This window comes from Bacteroides stercorirosoris (assembly GCF_900142015.1).
In the GTDB taxonomy this organism is placed as follows: Bacteria; Bacteroidota; Bacteroidia; order Bacteroidales; family Bacteroidaceae; genus Bacteroides; species Bacteroides stercorirosoris.
Genome location: NZ_FQZN01000018.1, coordinates 44,532 through 64,091, shown reverse-complemented (window position 1 = coordinate 64,091; position 19,560 = coordinate 44,532). Strand labels below are relative to the sequence as shown.

Sequence of the window (19,560 nt, the reverse complement as noted above, 5' to 3'; positions counted from 1 at the left end):
TGGTTTAACCTAAAAACAAGTTAGGTTAAGGGCTAAAGAAAGTTCAGTATCACTTAATAACTGTCACAGTGCCTTCCGCCAACTTCTTTTCCTTCACCGGAGCAGCAGCTGCATAGCCTAAAGCGGCACAACCATATACGCGGTGATTTTCGGGGATGCCCAGCTTCGTAAGGAAAGCACGCACATCAGGATCATCACAAGTTTGCCCCAACTGGTTTATCCAGCAGGAACCGATGCCGAGAGACTTGGCTGCCAGGAAGATATTCTGCATGGCACAGGCACAATCCATGCTTGCCCACCACTGTGTCGGTTCGTTGGAAACAATGACGAGTGTAGGAGCATGATAATAACAACAATACGTCCGGCTATGTCCGCGTTCCTGCAAACGGGGTTCATCGCTCTTGGCAAAAGCACCTTTAATCTTTTCGTTCAGTTCTTCCAGTACAGCGTCATTCTGAATAGCGGTGAAATGCCACGTCTGGAGTCCCATACCACTGGGGGCATAGGTTGCCGCTTCCAGAATGGTGCTTAAATCTTCCTGCGAAATCTGTTGTTCCGTATAAGCGCGCACACTGCGACGCGACTTGATGTTTTTTAAAATCTCATTCATACTCATTATTTTTTTGTCAACCCAATCTTTACATTCAGTCTGAAATAATACACACCGTTCTCTTTTTCAAGGAAACCGTACTTATCCTTATCTACCGAGCCTTTCTCAAAACGGGTGTTCTGATATAAGAAATCGACAAATACCTGGCGCTCCGATTTATGATAACAAAGCACCTCCCCTTCCGCATTTACCAGCAGAATGCCTTCTACGGCTGAGTCCGTACCGTTATATATCTTTGCCGGACGCATGCCCAAAGCAAGTGCCAACAAGAACTGTTTCATCTTAAACTCATAGAAACCATGTTTGTTTATCAGTTCATCTTTTATCTTCAGGGGATTTATCTCTTTGATACACTCCGTCAGTTCGCTGACACGGGAAATGCCGTCGAGGTGCATCATGCGCACCATCTCCGCCAACATACGGGGGAAGTGTAAATCAATCATCAGCAGGTTGCAACGGAACACACGGTCCGCCACATCCGAATATTTCAGCACTCCGCCCAGACGCTCAATCATCAGCATACGTTCCGTAACCTCCGTCGGAGATTCCGGCAAAGCATTCACCTTGTTCACCGTAGGCGTAGCAAACTTGATGCCCGACTGTTCCAGTTTCAGGTTTGCCGTGCGTCCGCCATCCAGCAACGGGTTCATCGAACTGAGGCGGCAACGGACATTAAATCCCGTCAACGGTGCTTCAGCGTGCCAGAAGGCAACAGAGAAATCCGTGCGGTCTTCCGTCTTCGCCTCCAAATCGTAGACATTGATGGCATCCAGAAAACCTTCCAGACCTTCAGGAACTTCAATCGTATCAGAACCGGCAGTCGTTTTCAGCAATTCAAGTATAATCTCTGCCGCCCCGCCAAAGTCTTCGCGGGGAATGTTCTGTTCTTCCTTGCCAGCCACAGTAAACGTCCCCGTTTTCTCCACCGTCCCGCTGACGATACGGATATTTTCCTGTTCTATATAATAACGGCGCGTGCCGTCATGCTCTTCCCTTTGTACCATCGCAATGGGCCAGCACTTTGCTTCATCCTTCCGGACTTGCGGTGTGCCCAATGAAACCTTTCCGTCTGCCAACAGGCGAAAGAATGTGTAGAGTTCGCCCAACTCACGCTTTGTTGCTTCGAATGCCATATATCTATATATTATTTATAAGTGCGCACAAAGATAAGGAAATCCATACAAAAAAAGTGAATGGATAAACTATTTCCATACGCAAACGTTTTATTTGAAACGTATAACATTAAAAAAACAATGATATGGAAACAGAAGAAAATACAGTAGCCATCACGGCTACACCTAACGGACCTTTTATTGTAGAAGGCAATTTCAAATTGATAGACCGGGAGGGAAAAGCAGAGGTACGAAAAGGAAGAATCGCCTTGTGTCGCTGCGGACGCTCTTATAAACAACCCTTCTGCGACGGGACGCACAGAAAAATCCACTATAACGATTTATCTCTGAAATAGACGTACCGGAGGAATTTTCTCTGGGGAGTTGAGACATTACGCATCCTCTTCAAAGCGCAATGTCTCGACTTTTTCCAGGCGTGCCTTCAGCTTCGGCATCATCGACTTACGGATGCGGAGCGTCATGCGGCAATCCATATCGTACGACTGTTCCAGTATCTCCGGCTCCTCCTCCTTGACAATGCGCATCACGTCATTCATAAAAGGGTATTCAAACAGGAAAGCCACCGTCTCATCCACCGTCTTTTCTATAATCTCGGCAGCAGCTATCGCTTCGGCAGCAGCAGCTTTATAAGCTACAATCAGTCCGCTCGTCCCCAACTTGATGCCACCGAAGTAGCGGACCACGATAATCAGTATATCGGTCAGTTCATTGGAGTTAATCTGTCCCAGGATAGGTTTTCCTGCCGTACCGGAAGGCTCTCCGTTATCATTGGCACGGAAATCCTTGCGCTCGGCTCCCAACATATAGGCGTAGCAGACGTGGCGGGCATCGTAATATTTCTTCTGATAAGTTTCCAGATGCGATTTTACCTCATCGACAGTACGCACAGGCAAGGCGATAGCAATGAATTTGCTACGCTTCTCGGTATAAATCCCTTCGGCAGGGGCGTTTATGGTTTTGTAGGTATCTTCACTCATGGTGCAAAGATAACAATTCTTTATAGCCCTGCAATCGGCAATTTTCTTCTTTTTACTTTAAAATAACCTATTAAAAATGCTTTGATTGGACTTAAATGCCCAAATAAGTATTGAAAAGTACCCAAAACTGCCGAAATCGGGTATTAGAGAAGGAATAAATACAACCTATCTTTGCATTTTGAAAATCAATACATTATAAGAACAATGGATTATATAGAAGATATACATAGAGGTAGTTCAATCAAAGAAGGACGAGGAATTATTGAAAAAGTTTTTCAGGAGCTTTACTTTGATGCTCCACTCTCGAATAAAACACTATCTCAAAGAACAACGCTACCCATACCATTGGTAACAGCCCTGAAAAAAGAGGGTATCAGGTTGGGTGTATGGGAACAATGCAAAGGTGGAATGGAATTGACTATTGCAGGACGGAAATACGTTGAACAGATACTTGGATATGAAGGTATCAACCGTTGCCTATATCATCAATTGATGAAAAGTGAAGAAGCAAAAGAAAGGTATGTGAATTGGCTGAGCGAAAAATACCGGACAGCATTCAACAGCCGTCCATCGGTAGATGTAACCCTTGATCAAGCCCAATGTACAGTTCAGACAGCATTCCGCCGTGCCTTACTTTGTCTGACTTACGGTACACTGATCGGCAAACATATACTTTGCCTTGGTGACGATGATTTCGTCTGCCTTGCTATCGGTTTTTTATTGAAAGAGCTTTTCCCTGCCAGAGATACCTATCCGACGGATATCCTTGTGCTTGATGTGGACAAACGCTATATTGAGTATTTGCAACAACAAGCGAAACAATGTGCTTTGCCCATAAATTGTGAACAAATAGACTTGCGTTTACCTTTCCCTGTGCATTTATCAGGACGTTTTGATTGCTTGTTCACAGACCCGCCTTATACACAAGAAGGAGCTTCGCTGTTTTTGTCCCGCGCCATCAGCACATTGAAAGAAGAACGTGGATTGAAGATTTTCTTTTCATTTGGAAACAGGCCTACAGACGAAAGTTATTTATTGCAAAAATGCTTTCAACTCCACGGTTTGTCCATCAAGGATATTCTTGCGCAGTTCAATGAATATGAAGGAGCATCACTATTAGGAAACAAAGGACAACTCTTTGTATTGGAAACGACAGACCGTACCAGGGCTTTATTTCCGGCTGAGAAGAAAAGCCGCAGCGATATTTATACGGCAGACAGGCATCCGAAACAAAACCTCTATCGTTGCAAACAATGCGGACAATCATATACAGTAGGCAATGATAGCGATTTCCTGACAATTAAAACATTGAAAGAGCATGGCTGCCCGGCTTGCGGATGCCGAATCTTCTACCGCCAGCATAAAAAGAAAAATGCGATTATCCGGCAACATCTTCCTTTAGGACATCACATTCTTGCAGACTTCTATGATTGTGGCGGCGACAAACTTGATGATGTGGAACAGATACAAGTCTGCATGCATGAAGCAGCAGTAAAAGCCGGGGCAACAATTGTGCAAGAAAGTTTCCACAAGTACGATCCTATAGGAGTGAGTGGTGTTGTCGTCATCCAAGAATCTCATCTGACCATACATACATGGCCGGAATGCCGTTATGCCGCTGTTGACTTGTTTACTTGCGGAACAAATGTCAATCCGTGGACGGCTTTCGATTATTTGCAAAAACAGCTGGAATGTGGCAATGTAGAGTACAGTGACTTGATGAGAGGCTCGAAAAGTACATAAATCGTCAAGTCCGGTTACGATATCCGGAAATGGAATATCCTGTCATACGGCGAAAGAAGCGGCATAAATAGGACGAATCTTCAAAGTGAAAGCAGACAGCCAAATCAGCGATGGACAGATTGGTATTGTTCAGGTATCTTTTGATTTCCGTGATGATAAATGTGTCAATAATCTCTTTGGGAGTCCGTTGCTCCACCTTATTGCATACTTTATAAAGATAGTCTGTAGTGATACAAAGTCTGTCTGCATAGAATTTCACGTCCCTTCTTTCACAACCATGTTTAATAAGAAACGACATGAACTTGCCGAATAGCATCCAAGCCCTGTCTTTCCTAATATTCTGCATCAACGAGGGCAATGCCGACTTGTATTCGGTATCTATGCCAAGAAATAAATTATATGCACAGTTTTGCAAGATTGTTTTCTGACAAGTATCATTACAGTTCTTCAGCGCCCATTGCATCTGCATAAACAGACCTTGCACAATGCTATATTGTTCTGCCAACAAATGGCAAACAGGATAGTTGTACACGCATGCCCAAAATTCGGCTGAGGTCATTTTATAAAAAATTTCTTCCATCAGAACCTGTGACAAATAAATATATTCCGCAGAAAAGGTAGCGGAAACCTTTAACGGAGTAAACAATATATCAGAGAACAATAGTAGCAAATCGCCTTTGCAGAACGTCCTTTTCCGCGTATTTGTGGAAATAACCGCTTTGCCTTCCGTACAAAGGAGCAACGTGCACCCGTCCGGAATAAACGGTGATAAATCCTGTAGGTTCGTTATACCCGTTCTACAGTTTTCTTTCTGTATAGAAGCTAAGTTTTGCATATAAAACAATATTAATCCTGATACAAAATTAAGAATTTTATGTTATATGGCTTGCTTTTACATTGCATCTTTCTCACCTCAAAAGCCATCATCAGCATTGGTGGAAGCGCTACAAATGCTGCAGGGCCTTTAGAAGTTTTTCCAAATCTTTTGCATAGTCTGCCACAGTAGTGAAAAGGACAGCTTCCATTCCGGCAGCCTTCGCACCCTCTACATTTTCCATTCTGTCATCAGTGAACAGACACTCTGAGGGTTCAAGGCCATAACGTTCGCACAAACGCAGATAGATTTCCTTTTCGGGCTTGACAATATGCTCCTCGCACGATATGACCCGTCCATCCAACAAATTAAAAATTTCATATTGACGCATCACTTCATAAATCACATCACTCCAATTGCTCAGTCCGTAGAGTTTGAAACCTTTCGATTTGTAGCAGACCAACACTTCCCGCATTCCTTCTATTTCTCCCGTCACCTCATCCAGATAATTTTCATAAAAGAACCGGAAAGCGCCAGCAAACTGAGGATGTTCGAACTGTGCTTTCCTTATCAATTCACCAAATGGAACAAGACCGAGGTCGCAGGCTTGGGTAAATGCGGGTGAGGCCAAAATAGTGCAAAAACATTCCTCTGTCTCTTTATCTCCCTTGAAATAACGTTCAAGAACAGCGTGTAAGTCATGGTTTACAAGGACTTTCCCGAAGTCGAAAACAAGATTCTTTATCATCGGCATCACAACGTTTTTTCATTATCAATACTTTTTATGACACGACACGGATTACCAACAGCAATACTGTTCGCAGGTATTGACTTGGTGACAACGCTTCCTGCCCCAATGACAGAATTTCTTCCGACAGTCACACCCGGAAGAATGACAGCCCCTCCGCCAATCCATACTCCGCTTTCAATAGTGACCGGACAGGCAATGGTGTCGCAAACCGACGCCTTCGGATTGGAGCGGACAGGCATACGTTCCGAAAAGACCACAGAATGAGTCGCCGTGTAGATTTTCACATCCGGAGCAATCATCACATTGTCGCCTATATTTATGGCTCCGTTATCCAAGAATGTGCAGTTCATATTGATAATAACCTGATTGCCGATGTGGATATTCTTTCCATATTCACATCGAAAGTCAATATCAATCGAAACTTGATTACCTATGCTTCCGAACAGCAGCTTATAAATAGCCTTTTTAGCTTCATCGTCGGCATAGTCAGTTTCTCTTAGTTGGCGAAGCAGTCTTTTGGTCTGTAATGTCAGTTCAACCAATTCCGGAGATGAACCGTCAAAAGGTTCACCATCCATACATTTTTGATATTCAGTTTTCATACTTCATTTCTTTTATTTTTCGGTATCGGGAGGATTGTTGCGGATAAATGATGGTTTTGTAGGTATCTTCACTCATGCTGCAAAGATACGTATTCTTATCGTTATGAGAAAATGGTTTCTGATCCTCTCTCTTTTTCAGACGAAATGGACAGACTTTAGAAGTTTTTCAGTAATTTTGGAAAACTTTCGTTAGTACCTTATACAAAGGACTTTGGGAGAATTACCCGTTTTTGAGGTAACGACTTGGCAACTGTACTATTTGCTGCGTTCTGCCTTAAATTGCGTTTCAAATAACTCGATTGGTGTACAAAAATAGTGAATTGGGACGCAAACACCAAAGAATTACTTTTTTTTAGTATTTACATCCCCGCAGGTTAACTCCGCAGAATTAGTAATTTTTTTGACTTTGAAAGTGATTAAACGGCACTAGCCATATAAGGTGCTAAATTATTATTGCTATTAAACAATCTCTCTACAAGAGACTTTCTTGAATATATTTTTTTGTTTATTTCATAAATTTCATCTTTTACTTCTTGCAATCTGTTTTTAGTATCTATGTATATAGGATGCCTTTCTTCAAATTGTTTACGCACATCTTCCTTTCTTTTCCAATCAGCGTCTTTGGGCAGTTTTTCTAATTCGTTATTTAGTTCTGAAACGAACCCGTCTATTTGAGTTTGCAAGGATTCTGCAAGTTCTTCCTTAGGCTTCTTTTGAACCACCAATCTTTCAATATCTACTTGAATAGATTTAATTGTTTTATCTATTTCTGGGCTTAGCTCAATAATCATATTTAATATTTCTTCAATATATACGTTTATTTGAGAATGAATTTTTTGCAATTCTTCAAGACGCTTTAAAGTATTCACCGCCTGTGACAATTTTTCACTCTTAAAAATTGTTGGCATTTCTATAGGATATACACTATATAGTTGTTTTTCATCATTAGACATAGGATTGATAAATCTAAGACGATGATAATCTAAGTTATTGTTCTGATTTTTGAACATATTGATAATAGCAAATGGATTAGCCATGATATTTCTAAGACATCTTATCATTTCGTCTATTTCATTCATAATATAGCTTTCAACAAAGGATTTGGGGTCTTCTAAAGAATGATTTACAAAATCCTTAACAAGCTCAAACATTGGATACCAGTTGTCTTTTTCTACATAATAATCTCTAGTACAACGAATAATATCTGTCATACAAGCATTATAATACTTTGCTATATGTGAAAATGGTGCTATTATAATATCTTTATAAGATATGGATAAAGTAAAATAACTTGCATATCCAAATCCTAAGTTAGTATAAATACAAACTTTTATATCATCAGTTATTGCATAATCAAAACTGCTCCATCCTATTAACTCGCGAGAGTACATCTTACAGGAGGAATCATTTGCTGCGTTTTGGAATGCCTTATATAACATCTGTTGTTTAATGTAACGAGTACACAATGAAGCATAACTCTGTTTGAGGATTCTATTTTCATCCTCTATAATTTTATCTATATTTATATTCTCACCTATAACTTTGTTTTTCACTCTATTATCTAACTCTGTTTTATACTCAGCATATGTATATTTTTTCGGTTTTATTGCTCCCGACACATAAGAAGAGCTATATGCATACGGATAAAGATATCCATAAGCATTATTTATGCTTTGAAAGTTATTGAGAAATTCAGACTGCACATCCAGCAATGTTTTATTGGGATTATCTACCGAAGCTTTTATTTCGTTAATTATAAAAAAACTATCGTCTATTGGTATTGAAGCAACTTGAAAAATACCATTATGTTCTTTCAAAACTAAGATGTGAGTTTCATTTATTTTTTCCATATGTATTGCAAATTATATTACCGATGATGTTATAAGCAACACAAAAGTACAAAAAAATCCGTGATGTAATATTCTACTATCACGGACTTTTTTTATGATTTACAGCTTAATACCTCTGTTTTGCTTTCTTGCTTGTGCTCCCAACTTCTCCATAAACTCCTCTTTCTTTCGTCTGAACCAACTGACATGTGAAACGCCATCTATGTAGAGATTGTATTTTCCCTCTGTGTCCTGTTTAAGTGAGCATACCGTTTTGTCAGCCTTAAAATGCTGGTTGAACTCGCAAGAATAGAGTTCGCCTTTGATGGAAACATCCTTGAACATACATAACTTTCGAATAATGGCATCGCCAAAGTTCAGCGTATCACGCAGGAACTTGATAGTCGGCATCAGCTTCTCCACATACGGAAAGTAGCGTCTGACAAAATCCGTAAACTCCGACAGCTTGCGGTGCTGTTGTTCGTAAGCGTTTCTTATCTCCTGTATCTGTTCGGCTTGTTGCCGTTCCCGTTGTCGGGCTCCGTCTTCAAGTTCAAGTATGCGGTCTTGCAAGTCCTCGTTCCTGCGTTCCAACGATTTCATTTGTCCACTTCCGAAAAGAGAACCCACACTGCTCGCAAGGGCGGTTGCCGTATCGGTGGCTGCGCTTTTGAGCTTGTCGGTGCGGATTTCTGCTTTTACCTGTTCAGTTCCTCCTGCGCTTCGGCTTTTTTCTCCTGCAACAGTCTGGTTTCGGTTTCAAGGGTTTCATTCTTCTTTTTCAAGTCCCGATAATACTGCATGGTGGTAGTGTGCCGTGCTTCCGAGCCCCGTACCCCACGTTGCAATCCGTATTTCGCCATCACCCTTGCGTAATTGTCGTGGTAGGCAATCAGGGTCTGTCGGTTGAACAGGTCATCAGCACACAAAAGGACGGAATTTGTTTTCTTGCGGTACTTGCGCTTACCGTCCGTCTGTTCTTTCTTGGCTTTGCGCCTTTCACCCGTCACGATAGGAACAACGGCTGCGTGGATGTGCGGAGTCTTCTCGTCCATGTGCAAATGTGCGGCAACCACATTGTCTTTGCCGAATGTGGCTTGTAGCCATTGGATGCTGTCGCTGCACCATTCATCGAGCTTTCCTTTTTCCTGTATGTTCATCATGTCCTCGTGCGTACCCGACAATACCATCCGGACAACACGGACTTGGTCGTGTGTGATTTTCCGTTTGATGCCTGCCGTGTTCAGCCTATGGGCAATCGCTTCATCCCTGCCGTGAACGCCATCGGGGTATTCGACAAGCATCCTGTTCAGATGTGTTCTTGTCGGGTCTGCGTTTTTAGGTATTATCTTTCTTTCTATATGGTCGGACTGCGTGGTGTCCGATGTACCCTTTGCTTTCTTTATGTCTAATGAAAAATATCCCATATTATTGCTATTTTGCGGTTATTGTTATGCTTCTTCTCTCTGCCTGTGGCATTGGTTCACAGGGTTTCCAAAGGGATTTCCCTTTGGCTCGATAGGGTGTTTTTAGCGTTACGGAGTAATGCGTGAAGAAAACGCCCTATAAATTATGGTATTTTTGTCTAAATACCTTTGGGAAAGCGAACGTGCATATTACAGATGAAATCCCCTTTTCTTTTTCGATGGCTGCATCACCCGCCTTGCGGATTGGACTTGCTTTTTCTCCTTTATCGGCTCTGCCGATTGTGACAAGGGCTTACCGCACAGGTAGTCGTTCAAGTCCTTATACCCACGATAGTACAGCGACTTGTCAAGCAGCCGTTCCCCGAACTTCTCTTTCAGCTTCTTGCAGGTGTTCCGTCCTGCCGTGTCGTTGTCAAGGAAACAGCCGATTTGGGTGTAGGTCTCCAATATGCTTTCCGCTTTCGCAAGATTGGAAACGGAGTTCAGTATGACATAGTCCTGCGTGTCCAATCGTGGGTATTGCGGATTGTTCCCCACTCGGATGGTAAGGAATGAAAGGTAATCCATGAACCCCTCAAACAGATAACACATACGTCGTTGTTCACCTTTCTGTCGGATATGGGAGATATCCTTCGGGGCTACACATCCCTTGAAGTATCTGTTGCGCACTTCATATCCTCCTGCCATGTTCGGAAAGCCGATGGCGAAATAGGACTTGTCGGCATTCATAAACCGAAGTTCCCTGCATTCTCTTTTGGCAAGTCCGATATTTATCCCCCTTTCTTGCAGATAGGCGATGAGAGCAGCAGAGGACAACTCACCAACCCTTAACCCCTGATAAGTCCGATTGTCGGAATGCTGCCTGCCAAAAGAGAACGATGCAGGACGGATGTAGGGTGTCCGCTCCTCTATGCGTTTCAACAGATAGACTACATCTTCCGAGCGGTAGAGTTCCGCTGCCAATGCGATGATGTTTCCGCCTTTGCCGATGCCGAAGTCGTACCATTTTTCAAGCTCGGTGTTTACCTTGAACGATGCGTCCGTTTCTTCCCGTAGCGGTGAATTATACCACAGGTTCTTGCCTTGTTGTTTTACAGGCGTATAGCCCAGACTTTGCAGATAGTCTGTCAGTTTGATTTGCTTTACATCTTGGATTGTCATATTACATGCGGTTTTGAAGTTGATGAAAATTTGTTGATTTGATGAACTGTTGATGTAATATGTTTATATACAGACCTATAAACTCTCAACATCTTCTCAACAAACCACTCGCCAAAAGAGAAATCCAAAACGGGTGTCGGTGGTCTCTCAACTTCTCTTTTGGCTTGTTGAGATTTTGTTGAGAATGTATATCGTTTATTGTCATTGCATTTATACCCATATTCAACAATTCAACAGAAAAAAGTGTTACAAGGATTCAAGTTGTTCCCGTGTGACAGTGTAGAAGCGTCCCACCCTCCTTATCGGCTGGCTCATAGTGACAACTTCTGTTGTAATTGCCCTGATAGGTGGTGTAGGTAAGCCCGTTTGGTGCAGGTATCAGTTTCCAGCACTCCTGCACCACCTTACGCACTTGATGTTTTTCTGCCTTTACCTGCGAGTGCATCAGCAGTACGACAAGGTCGTTAAGGCAGAATGAAACGCTATCCACATCCATTGCAACCATAATGTCGAGCAGCAGTTCCGACATCTCTATCTCCAGCCGATTGCGGTTGCTGCGGATAATCTTCTGCAAGGCTTCTGTATGCAGCAATGTGGGGTTGAACCACATCCGGCTTTCCTTTTCAGTGGACAGTTTTCTGTGTTGCAGGAAATGGAGAAAGGCGGGTATCTCCGCTTTCAGCTTTTGCAGGAAGTCGGTATTATCGGACTGCAAGCGGTCTATCTTGCGCACCCAATAGCGTGTTTCCCCTGCGTCTATGATTACGGGTAGATGCTCGTTGTTGGAGCACAACACGAATTTGGCGAAGAACGCAATCTCGTCACGGTCTTTGCCTTCCACCTTGTAGGATAATGTAGTGCTAAGATTCTTCAACCGTTCGCTGTCCTCCCTGCGGTTGAGCAACACCTCATCCATCACGATAAGGAGCTTGCCTGCCCAGTCGGAATTGAACTGGCTGCGGAAATCCTCGTTGGTATTGAAAGTCACGTTGTTCTGGAAAAGGGCCTTCAGAAAGTTCAGGAAGGTGCTTTTGCCCGTGTTGCGTTCTTCCGACACTAACAGCAGGATAGGCAACTTCTGAATCGGTTGCAGGTAGAGCAGTTGCAGATAGTCCATCCCCAACTCGTATTGTTCCCCGAAGATGTGCCGTACCAAAGATTGGATATGCGATAAATCGCCCTCCTGCGGTCGGTGGTATATCGGTTCGTAGAGGTTAAGGAACTTGCCGACCACGGAACGGTAGCCGATGTGTTCGGGTACGGTGCAGAAGCCGTCATACTTGGGAACGCTGCCGATGTAATCCTTGCCGTAGTCTTGGCGCAGGGTCTCGTTGTTCCATGCGATGCGTTTCTTCACATACCCTCCGTTCAGTCTCGGTTGCTCCACAATCTTGTAGAGCGTTGTCCCGACACGGATAAATTCTTCCTTTGCCATGCCGCCATCCGATGGCGGTCTGTGGCTGCCCTGTTGTTCGATAGCTGACATAATCAAATGGTTTTAAGTTTGAAAATCACCAGCCGCAAAAATATAATCAATTATTGGACAGGTTGTTATGCAAAATACAGCAGAATGGTGACAAATAGCCCCCGAAACAAAAACTTTCAATGGTTTGGGGCAGGAGGTGGGTTGTACAAATGGAAAAACTCCCGAAAAGCGAATGTCGGAGCGGTTACTCCGAACAGTTCACAAAGTTCCCATTCGCTCATGGCGGTTGCACTAATATCGGTCGGCATGATAATGTTGCCGTTACCGTCCGTTGTGATGATGCTTCGTTTCATGGCTCCGCTTGGTTATGGGGTTACACTTCCAAATGATGCGTTCAGCTTGTTGCCGAACATCGTCAGGTCATTGTCAAGTTTCTGCGTGGTTATCTTCGCATAGATTTGAGTCGTGACAATGTTCGTGTGTCCCAGAACACGGCTCACGCTTTCAATGGGCATCCCCTTACTAAGAGCCAGCGTTCCAAATGTATGCCTTGCGCAATGATAGGAGATTTGCTTCTCTATTCCGCATTCCGCCATTACCTTTTTCAGCTGTTTGCACATCGTCCAATAGTTGATTTTTCCGAAAACCAGCTTGTCTTCCGACAGGTGTCTGTACCGTTCAATTATCTGCAAGGGAATATCAAGCAGCTTCACTTGGAACGGGACATTCGTCTTGTACCGTTTCGACAATATCCATTTCTCACCGTTCACTTCCACTATTTCGTCCGTTGTGAGTTCTTTCATATCCACGAAAGACAAGGCGGTGAAACAGGCGAAAATAAACAGGTCTCGCACCAATGCGAGGGTGTGGTTGTCAAACTCGTGCGCCATGATTCTTTTGATTTCGTCCTCTGTCAGATATTCCCGTTCCTTAACATTCGGGCTGATATGGAACTGCGCAAACGGATTCCTCGGTATCAGTCCGTTATAGTGCGCACGCATAACTACGCCTTTCAGCCACATGCAGTTCAGCCATATGGTGGCGTTTTTCAGACCCCGTTCAGCTGTAAGATAAGCAGCAAACTCCTTGATGAAGTCGGGCGTAAGCTCCAACATGGACATGTCCGTCCGTTTGTAGAACGACTTGATAAAGGCTGCGACATAGTTCCTTGCTCTTACCATGACTTTGTATGTGCCAATGCTGCGGTCTTTCCCCACACGTTTCAGGAAGTTGGCGCAATCCTTGTCGAAAGCCTTTATCAGTGTCTCATACTCGCTTCCTATCCCTTGATAGGCATTGCGCACCATTTCTGCCGTCACGAACGTCTCACGGTCGGATATGCGCTGATAATGTTTGATGATTTGCGCCTTGATGTTATCCAAAGTCTGATTGATGTTCCGTGCTTCGGCACTCTTGCCTTTGGCTCGGTTGCCTTTCGCATCCCAAAGGGTCTTCGGGATGCTCTGCTTGCAACTGAACTGCGCCACAGTTCCGTTGATTGTCACTCGTCCCATGATGGGGACAATACCGTCTTTCTCCTTGCTGCCGTTCACATAGAACAGCACTTTGAATGTACTTCTTGCCATACTCGCTTTTTTGTTTGCAAAGTTAAATATCAACGAATTAGACCTTGATACGCAAATCAGTGACAAACGGTGCAATAGCATCTCTCATGTGTTAAATCTTACTCTTTCACGGGTAATGATTTGCAAACCATTCTTCTTCTTAAATCCGCTTTTAATTGCGTTTTCCGTTTTTTCGGCTTGTCATCATTTGACAGCGTAACGACTCTGATGTTAAGTCGTTTAGCGTCATTTCTCCCGTTTTTCGAGGTTATTCCATAGATTTTTCGTAAGTTTGTCAAAAGTAGAACCGCATTCCATAGAAGAACTTCTGATTATAAGTATGTATCAGGGCCTCATACTTATAATCTTAGAATGCAAGGTCCTCCCATAAGTAACATTTATCACTATGAACAACAAGCTGTTTACCTTTCTCGACCCTCTGCTAGGCTACATCGACAACGGTCGTTTCTTCCGTGAACCTTTCCGTTGGCTTTATGTCATCTTTGCCGTATTGAACTTGCTGTTTCCTATCTTTATACTGGCAAAAGTCATCGAGATGGACTTCTTCAAATATGCCGAAGGAAAATTAATCCTTGCTTTCATTCTGCTATTTATCATCTTATGTGCAGGAGCATGGGGCAGTTATCTGCTTTGGATGAACCGGAAAAACAAGCTGAAAGAAGCTATCCGTGAAGAGAATGAATTCGTAGCCATTCCCGTTGTGTCACACCTGACGCAGACGATGGGTGAATGGCTCGGACTTTATATCGGTGTCATCGGTACACTGTGTTCGGTGATTGTTGCTATTTTCGCTGCCGACGGAATCGGGCACATGCTGCCGATACCTTCCGGAATGTTCTTCCTGATGCCTATATACGGTTTCTTGATTGTGGTGTTCGCACGCCTGCTTGCCGAATTATACCGTGCTCTGGCCGTCATCGCCAACAACACCAAGAAGCTGGCAAAAGCGGGAACAAAAGCCGAAAGCCAACTGGAAGATATAGAGGACATAGAAGAAATCTGAAATACATGAAGAAAGCAGTCATCGCCATCGACTCCTTCAAAGGATGTTTATCTTCGGCAGAAGCAGGAAAAGCGGCTGCCGAGGGTATCCGTTCCATATATCCGGAATGTGAAATTCTTTGTCTGCCCATAGCCGATGGCGGCGAGGGAATGTTAGAAGTGCTGATTGAGGCAACCGATGGGCAGAGAATACATATTTCCGCCCATAATCCTCTTATGGAATGGCACACTGCATGCTACGGCATTTTGAAAAACGGGAGAACAGTCTGTATAGAAATGGCGGGCATCAGCGGACTGCCCCTGGTTCCACCGGAAAAAAGAAACCCGATGTTGACAACCTCTTACGGAACAGGAGAACTGATTCGTGATGCGCTGGAACGTGGTTGCCGCAACTTCATCATCGGCATTGGAGGCAGCGCAACAAATGATGCAGGACTGGGAATGTTGCAGGCGTTAGGCTTCCGGTTTCTGGATAAAGAAGGGAAGGTGTTAAGAACCGGATGCGGAGGAGTTTTAATGGAAGTTGCTTCCATTGATACGAGCTTCGTACATCCCGGTTTACGTACATCCCACTTTACCGTTGCCTGCGACGTACAAAATCCATTTCATGGCCCGGAAGGTGCCGCATATATCTTTGCCCCCCAGAAGGGAGCAGACCGAAAAATGGTAGAGGCGCTGGATGCAGGCATGAAAAACTTTGCAGAAGTCATCTTCCACAAAACGGGGAAAGACATTTCCAATCATCCCGGAGCAGGTGCCGCCGGTGGTATGGGGGGCAGTTTACTGGCTTTTCTGAATGCAGAATTGAAACCGGGAATACAGTTGATGCTGGAGACTCTTGATTTCAGCAATAAAATAAAAGGTGCCGATTTGATTATCACCGGCGAAGGAAAGGCCGACAAACAAACATTAATGGGGAAAGTTCCTTCCGGCATACTTGACAAAGCTCGCAAACAGAAAATTCCGGTTATACTGATAGCCGGTAGCGTAGAAAATGCAGACGACCTGCATCGGGCGGGATTTCGGGGAGTATATTCTATCAATCCACCATCCATAACGTTGGAGCAGGCCATGCAACCGGAAGTTGCACGCGCAAATATCTCAGAAACGGTGGTAGAGATTTGTCGTTCCTTCTAAAATTTATCTTTCAATGATTTCCTGATTACAGCTTACGTATCACTTTGCGACAGCGTTTCACTTCCCGTTCCGTCAGTCCGGGATGTTGCTTCGTTCCGCCTTTCTCAATGGCAGAGATGACTTTGAATCCACTCCATTTCAGAATTTCCTTTAGTGCTTTCACCACTCCCCTTGACTGATTAAAAAGGATATTGAAAGGATACGGGGTGGTGCAAGTACTGACGATAACGGCCTTTTTTCCTTTATGCAGCCCGATAGGAATGCCTCGCGATGTCTCTCCCATTATTCCGTAAACGATGCGGTCGAACATTACTTTCAGTTGTCCGGGCAAATTCCCCCAATAGCAGGGAGCACCGATAATCAAGGCATGAGCTTCTTCTATCTGTTTCAGTATGCGCTGTGCATCATCTTCCGGCAGGCAACATTTCAGTTTCTCACGGCAACTCATGCAGCCGATGCAAGGACGGATTGCCAGGTCGGCAACTCTCACGACGGTTACTTCGTCGCCATTGTCTTTTGCTTCTGTTTCCATAAGTTGAAGCATCTTCGAGATATGGCCTTGCTTGCGGGGACTTCCGTTAATAATCAGAATTTTCATGATGACATGATTATGCGATTCCTAATAGCTGAACTTCAAACACCAAAGTGGAGAAAGCGGGAATAGGACCGCTGCTACGTGTTCCGTATCCCATTGTGTAAGGGATATAGACTATCCAATGGTCACCTACATGCATCCGTTGCAGGGCTATCTGCCAACCTTCGATAACTTGGTTCAGACGAAATGCTTCAGGACAATTGCGCTTCCAGGAGTTGTCAAATTCACGACCGTTTATCAAGGTACCTTTATAGTGCACGGTCACAATGCTATTTAAACGGGGAGTATTATCACCGTTGCCGCTTTCCAATACACGGTAGAGGATTCCGCAAGGTAGTTCTTTGATATCTTCTTCTGCACGCAACGCTTCCAAGTATTGCTCATTTTGCAGTTTATATTCTTCTTTTCGTCCCATATACTCAAACTTCTTATTGCTTTTTCAATCACAAAAGTACAACATTTATATCGTCCCGCAAAAAATAGACGAAGCTCATAGCTGCATTTTGGAGTTTATACGAATAAGGCGTATCTTTGCCCCATGAAAAAATTAGTTATCGTCGGATGTGGACGACTCGCCGGAATAGTTTCGGATGCAGCTGTCAATGGCTTGTTGCCTGAATATGATTTAGTGGGTGTATACTCTCGTACAGCAGAAAAAGCTGAACGTATCGTTGCTAAAATGCAGCAACATGGAAAAACATGTATGGCTTGCGCAACCATAGAAGATTTACTGGCATTGAAACCCGATTACTTAGTGGAAGCGGCCTCTCCTGCCGCCATGAAAGAACTTGCCCTGCCTGCATTGAAGAACGGGACTTCTATCGTCACCCTTTCTATCGGTGCACTGGCAGACACAGCTTTTTATCAGGAAGTGATAAAGACAGCCCAAGCAAATGGCACACGTGTGTATATCGTCTCCGGAGCTACCGGCGGATTTGATGTGCTGCGCACAGCCTCTCTGATGGGAAATGCAACCGCCAAGTTTTTTAATGAAAAGGGTCCTAATGCCTTGAAAGGAACTGCCGTATATGATGAGGCTCTGCAAACCGAGCAACGGGTTGTCTTCTCAGGCAATGCAACCGAAGCCATCGCCATGTTCCCTACCAAAGTCAATGTAGCCGTTGCCGCCTCACTGGCTTCTGTCGGGCCCGAAAATATGCAAATGTCCATGCAGTCCACCCCCGGATTTGTGGGAGATACGCAAAGAGTAGAAATAAAGAATGAGCAGGTGCATGCCGTAATCGATGTGTACAGCGCCACGGCTGAAATAGCAGGGTGGTCTGTGGTGAACACCCTGCTCAATATCACATCACCGATTGTATTCTTCTGATTCGATTACCGGATATATTCCTTTATATTGGCAAGCACTTTCTCGCTCAGGCGGTCAAACGCCTGACGGGTGCGGCCAGTGGAAACTTGCATGCAACGGACATGGGGATGACTCAAAAGTTGCTCTCCACCCAAAGCTCCCACCGTATCACAAAAACAAAGATTGTCACCTTCCAGCCACTTGACAAATGCCGGTTCGTCCCATGCCGGGGATAATCCGGTATTGAACAGAATCTTCTTGTTTCCCAGTTGTCCGAACTCCGCCTCATGCAACAAAACCGTGTTCTTATTGAGACAACAGAAAACAACCTCATTCTGAGCAAGAAGTTCGTTCAACGGCAGGAAACGATATCCTTTAACTGTCGCCTCCTGCTTCTCGCTACGGGCAAAGTAGGCAATCTCCGCACCGAAAAACTTCAATGCATCCGCTATCATGCCACCGGACTTACCCAGACCCACAACACCAACTTTCAGCCCGGTAATCTCGCGCGGCATATCTTCCCACGGTTCCTGACCAAATCCATGCAGACAACGCACTAACTCACTGACCACATATTCCACCACACCCTCGTCGCCATAATCGCGGATACCGGTTACGGTTATTCCACGTTCATTGGCATAGCGGATATCCACGTTGGCGCTTTCGGGAGAGTACAGCGAACAGCACATCCCGATATATTTAATATCCGTACACTCCTCCAACACCGCACGGTTTATCCGGGAAGTATAACTCAGGAGCACAGCATCGGCATCTCCGATGCGGGCTATAATTTCCTCATCTCCTACCGGAATATCAGAATACATCACAACTTCATCTGCATACAAGTGCAGTTCTTTTTCTGCTGACGGAATCAGACTTACAGGTTCTATTGCTACAAGTTTACGAAACATAGTTTTTTTGATTTTAGAAACGGCGAAGTTAACAAAAAGAGTGATATAAAACAAAAAGAGCTGCCATCGATGATACGTGACAACTCTTTCTTACTAACTTTACGACAATACTTCTTCTTGTTTTTATGCGGACGGTCTTTTGCAATCCAACGCCCGCCATTGCGTTCCAGCTCTATCGAACGGTTCGCTTCCTTGAATGCCGATAGGACATCCCTGCGTTTCTTCGTTTTCATTGTTCTATAAACTTTAAATGCGGGGCAAAGATAGTCAATTAAAACGAAACTACCCTCTGCTGCCCAAGCTATTCTTATCCGGATTTATTTCAGAAACCATATTGCGCACTTCTTTCTTATCGACTTTGGAATATAAACCCAATTGTCGTCCTGGTAATGTTTCTTCAACACTTTTCTGCATCTTGCTCTTATTTTCGAGAGCTTTTTCTTCTTTTTTATCCATATTCTTATCTGGTTAGGTTATTTACTAATATAGTAACACACGGAGAATCGTTAAGGTTCTCTCTTAACGCAAAAAAGAGTTGCCAATGACT

20 protein-coding genes and 2 pseudogenes are annotated in these 19,560 nt (G+C 44.0%); 5 read left to right on the top strand and 17 right to left on the bottom strand.

The annotated features are described in order from the left end of the window. Positions 1-49: 49 nt before the first annotated feature. Both BUC01_RS14460 and BUC01_RS14455 read right to left on the bottom strand, forming a co-directional pair. A complete protein-coding gene (locus BUC01_RS14460; protein WP_025832077.1) occupies positions 50-616 on the bottom strand; it encodes a nitroreductase family protein in 567 nt (188 codons plus the stop codon). Next, a complete protein-coding gene (locus BUC01_RS14455) occupies positions 616-1,743 on the bottom strand; it encodes an HpaII family restriction endonuclease (protein ID WP_073314053.1) in 1,128 nt (375 codons plus the stop codon). The genes BUC01_RS14460 and BUC01_RS14455 overlap by 1 nt, the downstream gene beginning before the upstream one ends. Before the next feature lie 125 nt (positions 1,744-1,868). Between BUC01_RS14455 and BUC01_RS14450 the strand changes: the two genes are divergently transcribed. Then, on the top strand, positions 1,869-2,078 hold the full coding sequence (locus tag BUC01_RS14450; protein ID WP_007663338.1) for a CDGSH iron-sulfur domain-containing protein: 210 nt from the start codon (positions 1,869-1,871) through the stop codon (positions 2,076-2,078). Positions 2,079-2,114: 36 nt separating this feature from the next. Here BUC01_RS14450 and BUC01_RS14445 read toward each other — a convergent pair whose 3' ends face one another. Further along, positions 2,115-2,720 (bottom strand): IMPACT family protein, encoded by a 606-nt coding sequence (locus BUC01_RS14445; protein ID WP_025832073.1) that lies wholly within the window; start codon positions 2,718-2,720, stop codon positions 2,115-2,117. A gap of 204 nt (positions 2,721-2,924) precedes the next feature. On the opposite strand from BUC01_RS14445, the gene speD reads away from it, so the two are divergent. After that, complete coding sequence (speD, locus tag BUC01_RS14440; RefSeq protein ID WP_025832070.1) at positions 2,925-4,463, top strand: adenosylmethionine decarboxylase; 1,539 nt, start codon at positions 2,925-2,927, stop codon at positions 4,461-4,463. Between the two features lie 4 nt (positions 4,464-4,467). Here the strand turns inward: speD and BUC01_RS14435 are convergent, their stop codons facing one another. The 9 genes and pseudogenes from BUC01_RS14435 to BUC01_RS14395 form a co-directional block, all read right to left on the bottom strand. Next, on the bottom strand, positions 4,468-5,298 hold the full coding sequence (locus BUC01_RS14435) for a helix-turn-helix domain-containing protein (protein ID WP_034524309.1): 831 nt from the start codon (positions 5,296-5,298) through the stop codon (positions 4,468-4,470). 109 nt (positions 5,299-5,407) lie between these two features. Then, positions 5,408-6,025 (bottom strand): HAD family hydrolase, encoded by a 618-nt coding sequence (locus BUC01_RS14430; protein ID WP_073314080.1) that lies wholly within the window; start codon positions 6,023-6,025, stop codon positions 5,408-5,410. Positions 6,026-6,030: 5 nt separating this feature from the next. Then, positions 6,031-6,630: a sugar O-acetyltransferase gene (locus BUC01_RS14425; protein ID WP_025832067.1), complete on the bottom strand. Its 600-nt coding sequence runs from the start codon at positions 6,628-6,630 to the stop codon at positions 6,031-6,033. Between the two features lie 416 nt (positions 6,631-7,046). Then, positions 7,047-8,480 carry a hypothetical protein gene (locus BUC01_RS14420; RefSeq protein WP_025832064.1) on the bottom strand — a complete coding sequence of 478 codons (1,434 nt, stop codon included), beginning with the start codon at positions 8,478-8,480 and terminating at the stop codon, positions 7,047-7,049. Between the two features lie 99 nt (positions 8,481-8,579). Continuing rightward, positions 8,580-9,886, bottom strand: a pseudogene (gene mobV / locus BUC01_RS14415) (MobV family relaxase). A gap of 189 nt (positions 9,887-10,075) precedes the next feature. Further along, entirely contained in the window at positions 10,076-11,047 is a 972-nt protein-coding gene (locus tag BUC01_RS14410; protein ID WP_025832062.1) for a toprim domain-containing protein, read from the bottom strand. A gap of 246 nt (positions 11,048-11,293) precedes the next feature. Continuing rightward, positions 11,294-12,533: pseudogene (locus BUC01_RS14400) on the bottom strand (primase-helicase family protein). Positions 12,534-12,649: 116 nt separating this feature from the next. After that, a complete protein-coding gene (locus BUC01_RS25525) occupies positions 12,650-12,826 on the bottom strand; it encodes a hypothetical protein (RefSeq protein WP_175560887.1) in 177 nt (58 codons plus the stop codon). A 12-nt stretch (positions 12,827-12,838) separates the two neighbouring features. Further along, complete coding sequence (locus tag BUC01_RS14395) at positions 12,839-14,059, bottom strand: site-specific integrase (RefSeq protein WP_073314049.1); 1,221 nt, start codon at positions 14,057-14,059, stop codon at positions 12,839-12,841. 385 nt (positions 14,060-14,444) lie between these two features. On the opposite strand from BUC01_RS14395, the gene BUC01_RS14390 reads away from it, so the two are divergent. Both BUC01_RS14390 and BUC01_RS14385 read left to right on the top strand, forming a co-directional pair. Then, positions 14,445-15,062, top strand: coding sequence for a hypothetical protein (locus tag BUC01_RS14390; RefSeq protein WP_025832060.1), 618 nt, complete (start codon positions 14,445-14,447; stop codon positions 15,060-15,062). Between the two features lie 5 nt (positions 15,063-15,067). After that, positions 15,068-16,198 carry a glycerate kinase family protein gene (locus BUC01_RS14385; RefSeq protein ID WP_073314047.1) on the top strand — a complete coding sequence of 377 codons (1,131 nt, stop codon included), beginning with the start codon at positions 15,068-15,070 and terminating at the stop codon, positions 16,196-16,198. Positions 16,199-16,223: 25 nt separating this feature from the next. Here BUC01_RS14385 and BUC01_RS14380 read toward each other — a convergent pair whose 3' ends face one another. Together BUC01_RS14380 and BUC01_RS14375 are read right to left on the bottom strand one after the other, a co-directional pair. After that, on the bottom strand, positions 16,224-16,796 hold the full coding sequence (locus BUC01_RS14380) for a flavodoxin family protein (protein ID WP_025832058.1): 573 nt from the start codon (positions 16,794-16,796) through the stop codon (positions 16,224-16,226). A gap of 10 nt (positions 16,797-16,806) precedes the next feature. Then, complete coding sequence (locus tag BUC01_RS14375) at positions 16,807-17,208, bottom strand: BamJ family beta-barrel-assembly machinery protein (RefSeq protein WP_025832056.1); 402 nt, start codon at positions 17,206-17,208, stop codon at positions 16,807-16,809. 123 nt (positions 17,209-17,331) lie between these two features. On the opposite strand from BUC01_RS14375, the gene BUC01_RS14370 reads away from it, so the two are divergent. Beyond that, positions 17,332-18,123, top strand: a complete 792-nt coding sequence (locus BUC01_RS14370) for an aspartate dehydrogenase domain-containing protein (RefSeq protein ID WP_025832054.1) — start codon at positions 17,332-17,334, stop codon at positions 18,121-18,123. Positions 18,124-18,128: 5 nt separating this feature from the next. On the opposite strand, the gene BUC01_RS14365 is transcribed toward BUC01_RS14370, so the two are convergent. Genes BUC01_RS14365 through BUC01_RS25520 form a run of 3 tightly spaced genes read right to left on the bottom strand, consistent with a single transcriptional unit; the run spans position 18,129 to position 19,469 of the window. Next, complete coding sequence (locus tag BUC01_RS14365) at positions 18,129-19,013, bottom strand: NAD(P)-dependent oxidoreductase (RefSeq protein WP_025832052.1); 885 nt, start codon at positions 19,011-19,013, stop codon at positions 18,129-18,131. Next, the gene (locus tag BUC01_RS14360) at positions 18,995-19,246 is read right to left on the bottom strand and encodes a hypothetical protein (RefSeq protein WP_073314045.1); all 252 of its coding nucleotides are present in this window, start codon (positions 19,244-19,246) and stop codon (positions 18,995-18,997) included. Before BUC01_RS14360 ends, BUC01_RS14365 begins: the two co-directional genes overlap by 19 nt. A 49-nt stretch (positions 19,247-19,295) precedes the next feature. Further along, complete coding sequence (locus BUC01_RS25520) at positions 19,296-19,469, bottom strand: hypothetical protein (protein ID WP_175560886.1); 174 nt, start codon at positions 19,467-19,469, stop codon at positions 19,296-19,298. Between the last annotated feature and the right edge of the window lie 91 nt (positions 19,470-19,560).

What these genes read in the sequence shown, in the direction of transcription:
- BUC01_RS14460 (WP_025832077.1), bottom strand. Translation starts at nt 616, where the DNA reads ATGAGTATGAATGAGATTTTAAAAAACATCAAGTCGCGTCGCAGTGTG.
- BUC01_RS14455 (WP_073314053.1), bottom strand. Translation starts at nt 1,743, where the DNA reads ATGGCATTCGAAGCAACAAAGCGTGAGTTGGGCGAACTCTACACATTC.
- BUC01_RS14450 (WP_007663338.1), top strand. Translation starts at nt 1,869, where the DNA reads ATGGAAACAGAAGAAAATACAGTAGCCATCACGGCTACACCTAACGGA.
- BUC01_RS14445 (WP_025832073.1), bottom strand. Translation starts at nt 2,720, where the DNA reads ATGAGTGAAGATACCTACAAAACCATAAACGCCCCTGCCGAAGGGATT.
- speD (WP_025832070.1), top strand. Translation starts at nt 2,925, where the DNA reads ATGGATTATATAGAAGATATACATAGAGGTAGTTCAATCAAAGAAGGA.
- BUC01_RS14435 (WP_034524309.1), bottom strand. Translation starts at nt 5,298, where the DNA reads ATGCAAAACTTAGCTTCTATACAGAAAGAAAACTGTAGAACGGGTATA.
- BUC01_RS14430 (WP_073314080.1), bottom strand. Translation starts at nt 6,025, where the DNA reads ATGATAAAGAATCTTGTTTTCGACTTCGGGAAAGTCCTTGTAAACCAT.
- BUC01_RS14425 (WP_025832067.1), bottom strand. Translation starts at nt 6,630, where the DNA reads ATGAAAACTGAATATCAAAAATGTATGGATGGTGAACCTTTTGACGGT.
- BUC01_RS14420 (WP_025832064.1), bottom strand. Translation starts at nt 8,480, where the DNA reads ATGGAAAAAATAAATGAAACTCACATCTTAGTTTTGAAAGAACATAAT.
- BUC01_RS14410 (WP_025832062.1), bottom strand. Translation starts at nt 11,047, where the DNA reads ATGACAATCCAAGATGTAAAGCAAATCAAACTGACAGACTATCTGCAA.
- BUC01_RS25525 (WP_175560887.1), bottom strand. Translation starts at nt 12,826, where the DNA reads ATGAAACGAAGCATCATCACAACGGACGGTAACGGCAACATTATCATG.
- BUC01_RS14395 (WP_073314049.1), bottom strand. Translation starts at nt 14,059, where the DNA reads ATGGCAAGAAGTACATTCAAAGTGCTGTTCTATGTGAACGGCAGCAAG.
- BUC01_RS14390 (WP_025832060.1), top strand. Translation starts at nt 14,445, where the DNA reads ATGAACAACAAGCTGTTTACCTTTCTCGACCCTCTGCTAGGCTACATC.
- BUC01_RS14385 (WP_073314047.1), top strand. Translation starts at nt 15,068, where the DNA reads ATGAAGAAAGCAGTCATCGCCATCGACTCCTTCAAAGGATGTTTATCT.
- BUC01_RS14380 (WP_025832058.1), bottom strand. Translation starts at nt 16,796, where the DNA reads ATGAAAATTCTGATTATTAACGGAAGTCCCCGCAAGCAAGGCCATATC.
- BUC01_RS14375 (WP_025832056.1), bottom strand. Translation starts at nt 17,208, where the DNA reads ATGGGACGAAAAGAAGAATATAAACTGCAAAATGAGCAATACTTGGAA.
- BUC01_RS14370 (WP_025832054.1), top strand. Translation starts at nt 17,332, where the DNA reads ATGAAAAAATTAGTTATCGTCGGATGTGGACGACTCGCCGGAATAGTT.
- BUC01_RS14365 (WP_025832052.1), bottom strand. Translation starts at nt 19,013, where the DNA reads ATGTTTCGTAAACTTGTAGCAATAGAACCTGTAAGTCTGATTCCGTCA.
- BUC01_RS14360 (WP_073314045.1), bottom strand. Translation starts at nt 19,246, where the DNA reads ATGAAAACGAAGAAACGCAGGGATGTCCTATCGGCATTCAAGGAAGCG.
- BUC01_RS25520 (WP_175560886.1), bottom strand. Translation starts at nt 19,469, where the DNA reads ATGGATAAAAAAGAAGAAAAAGCTCTCGAAAATAAGAGCAAGATGCAG.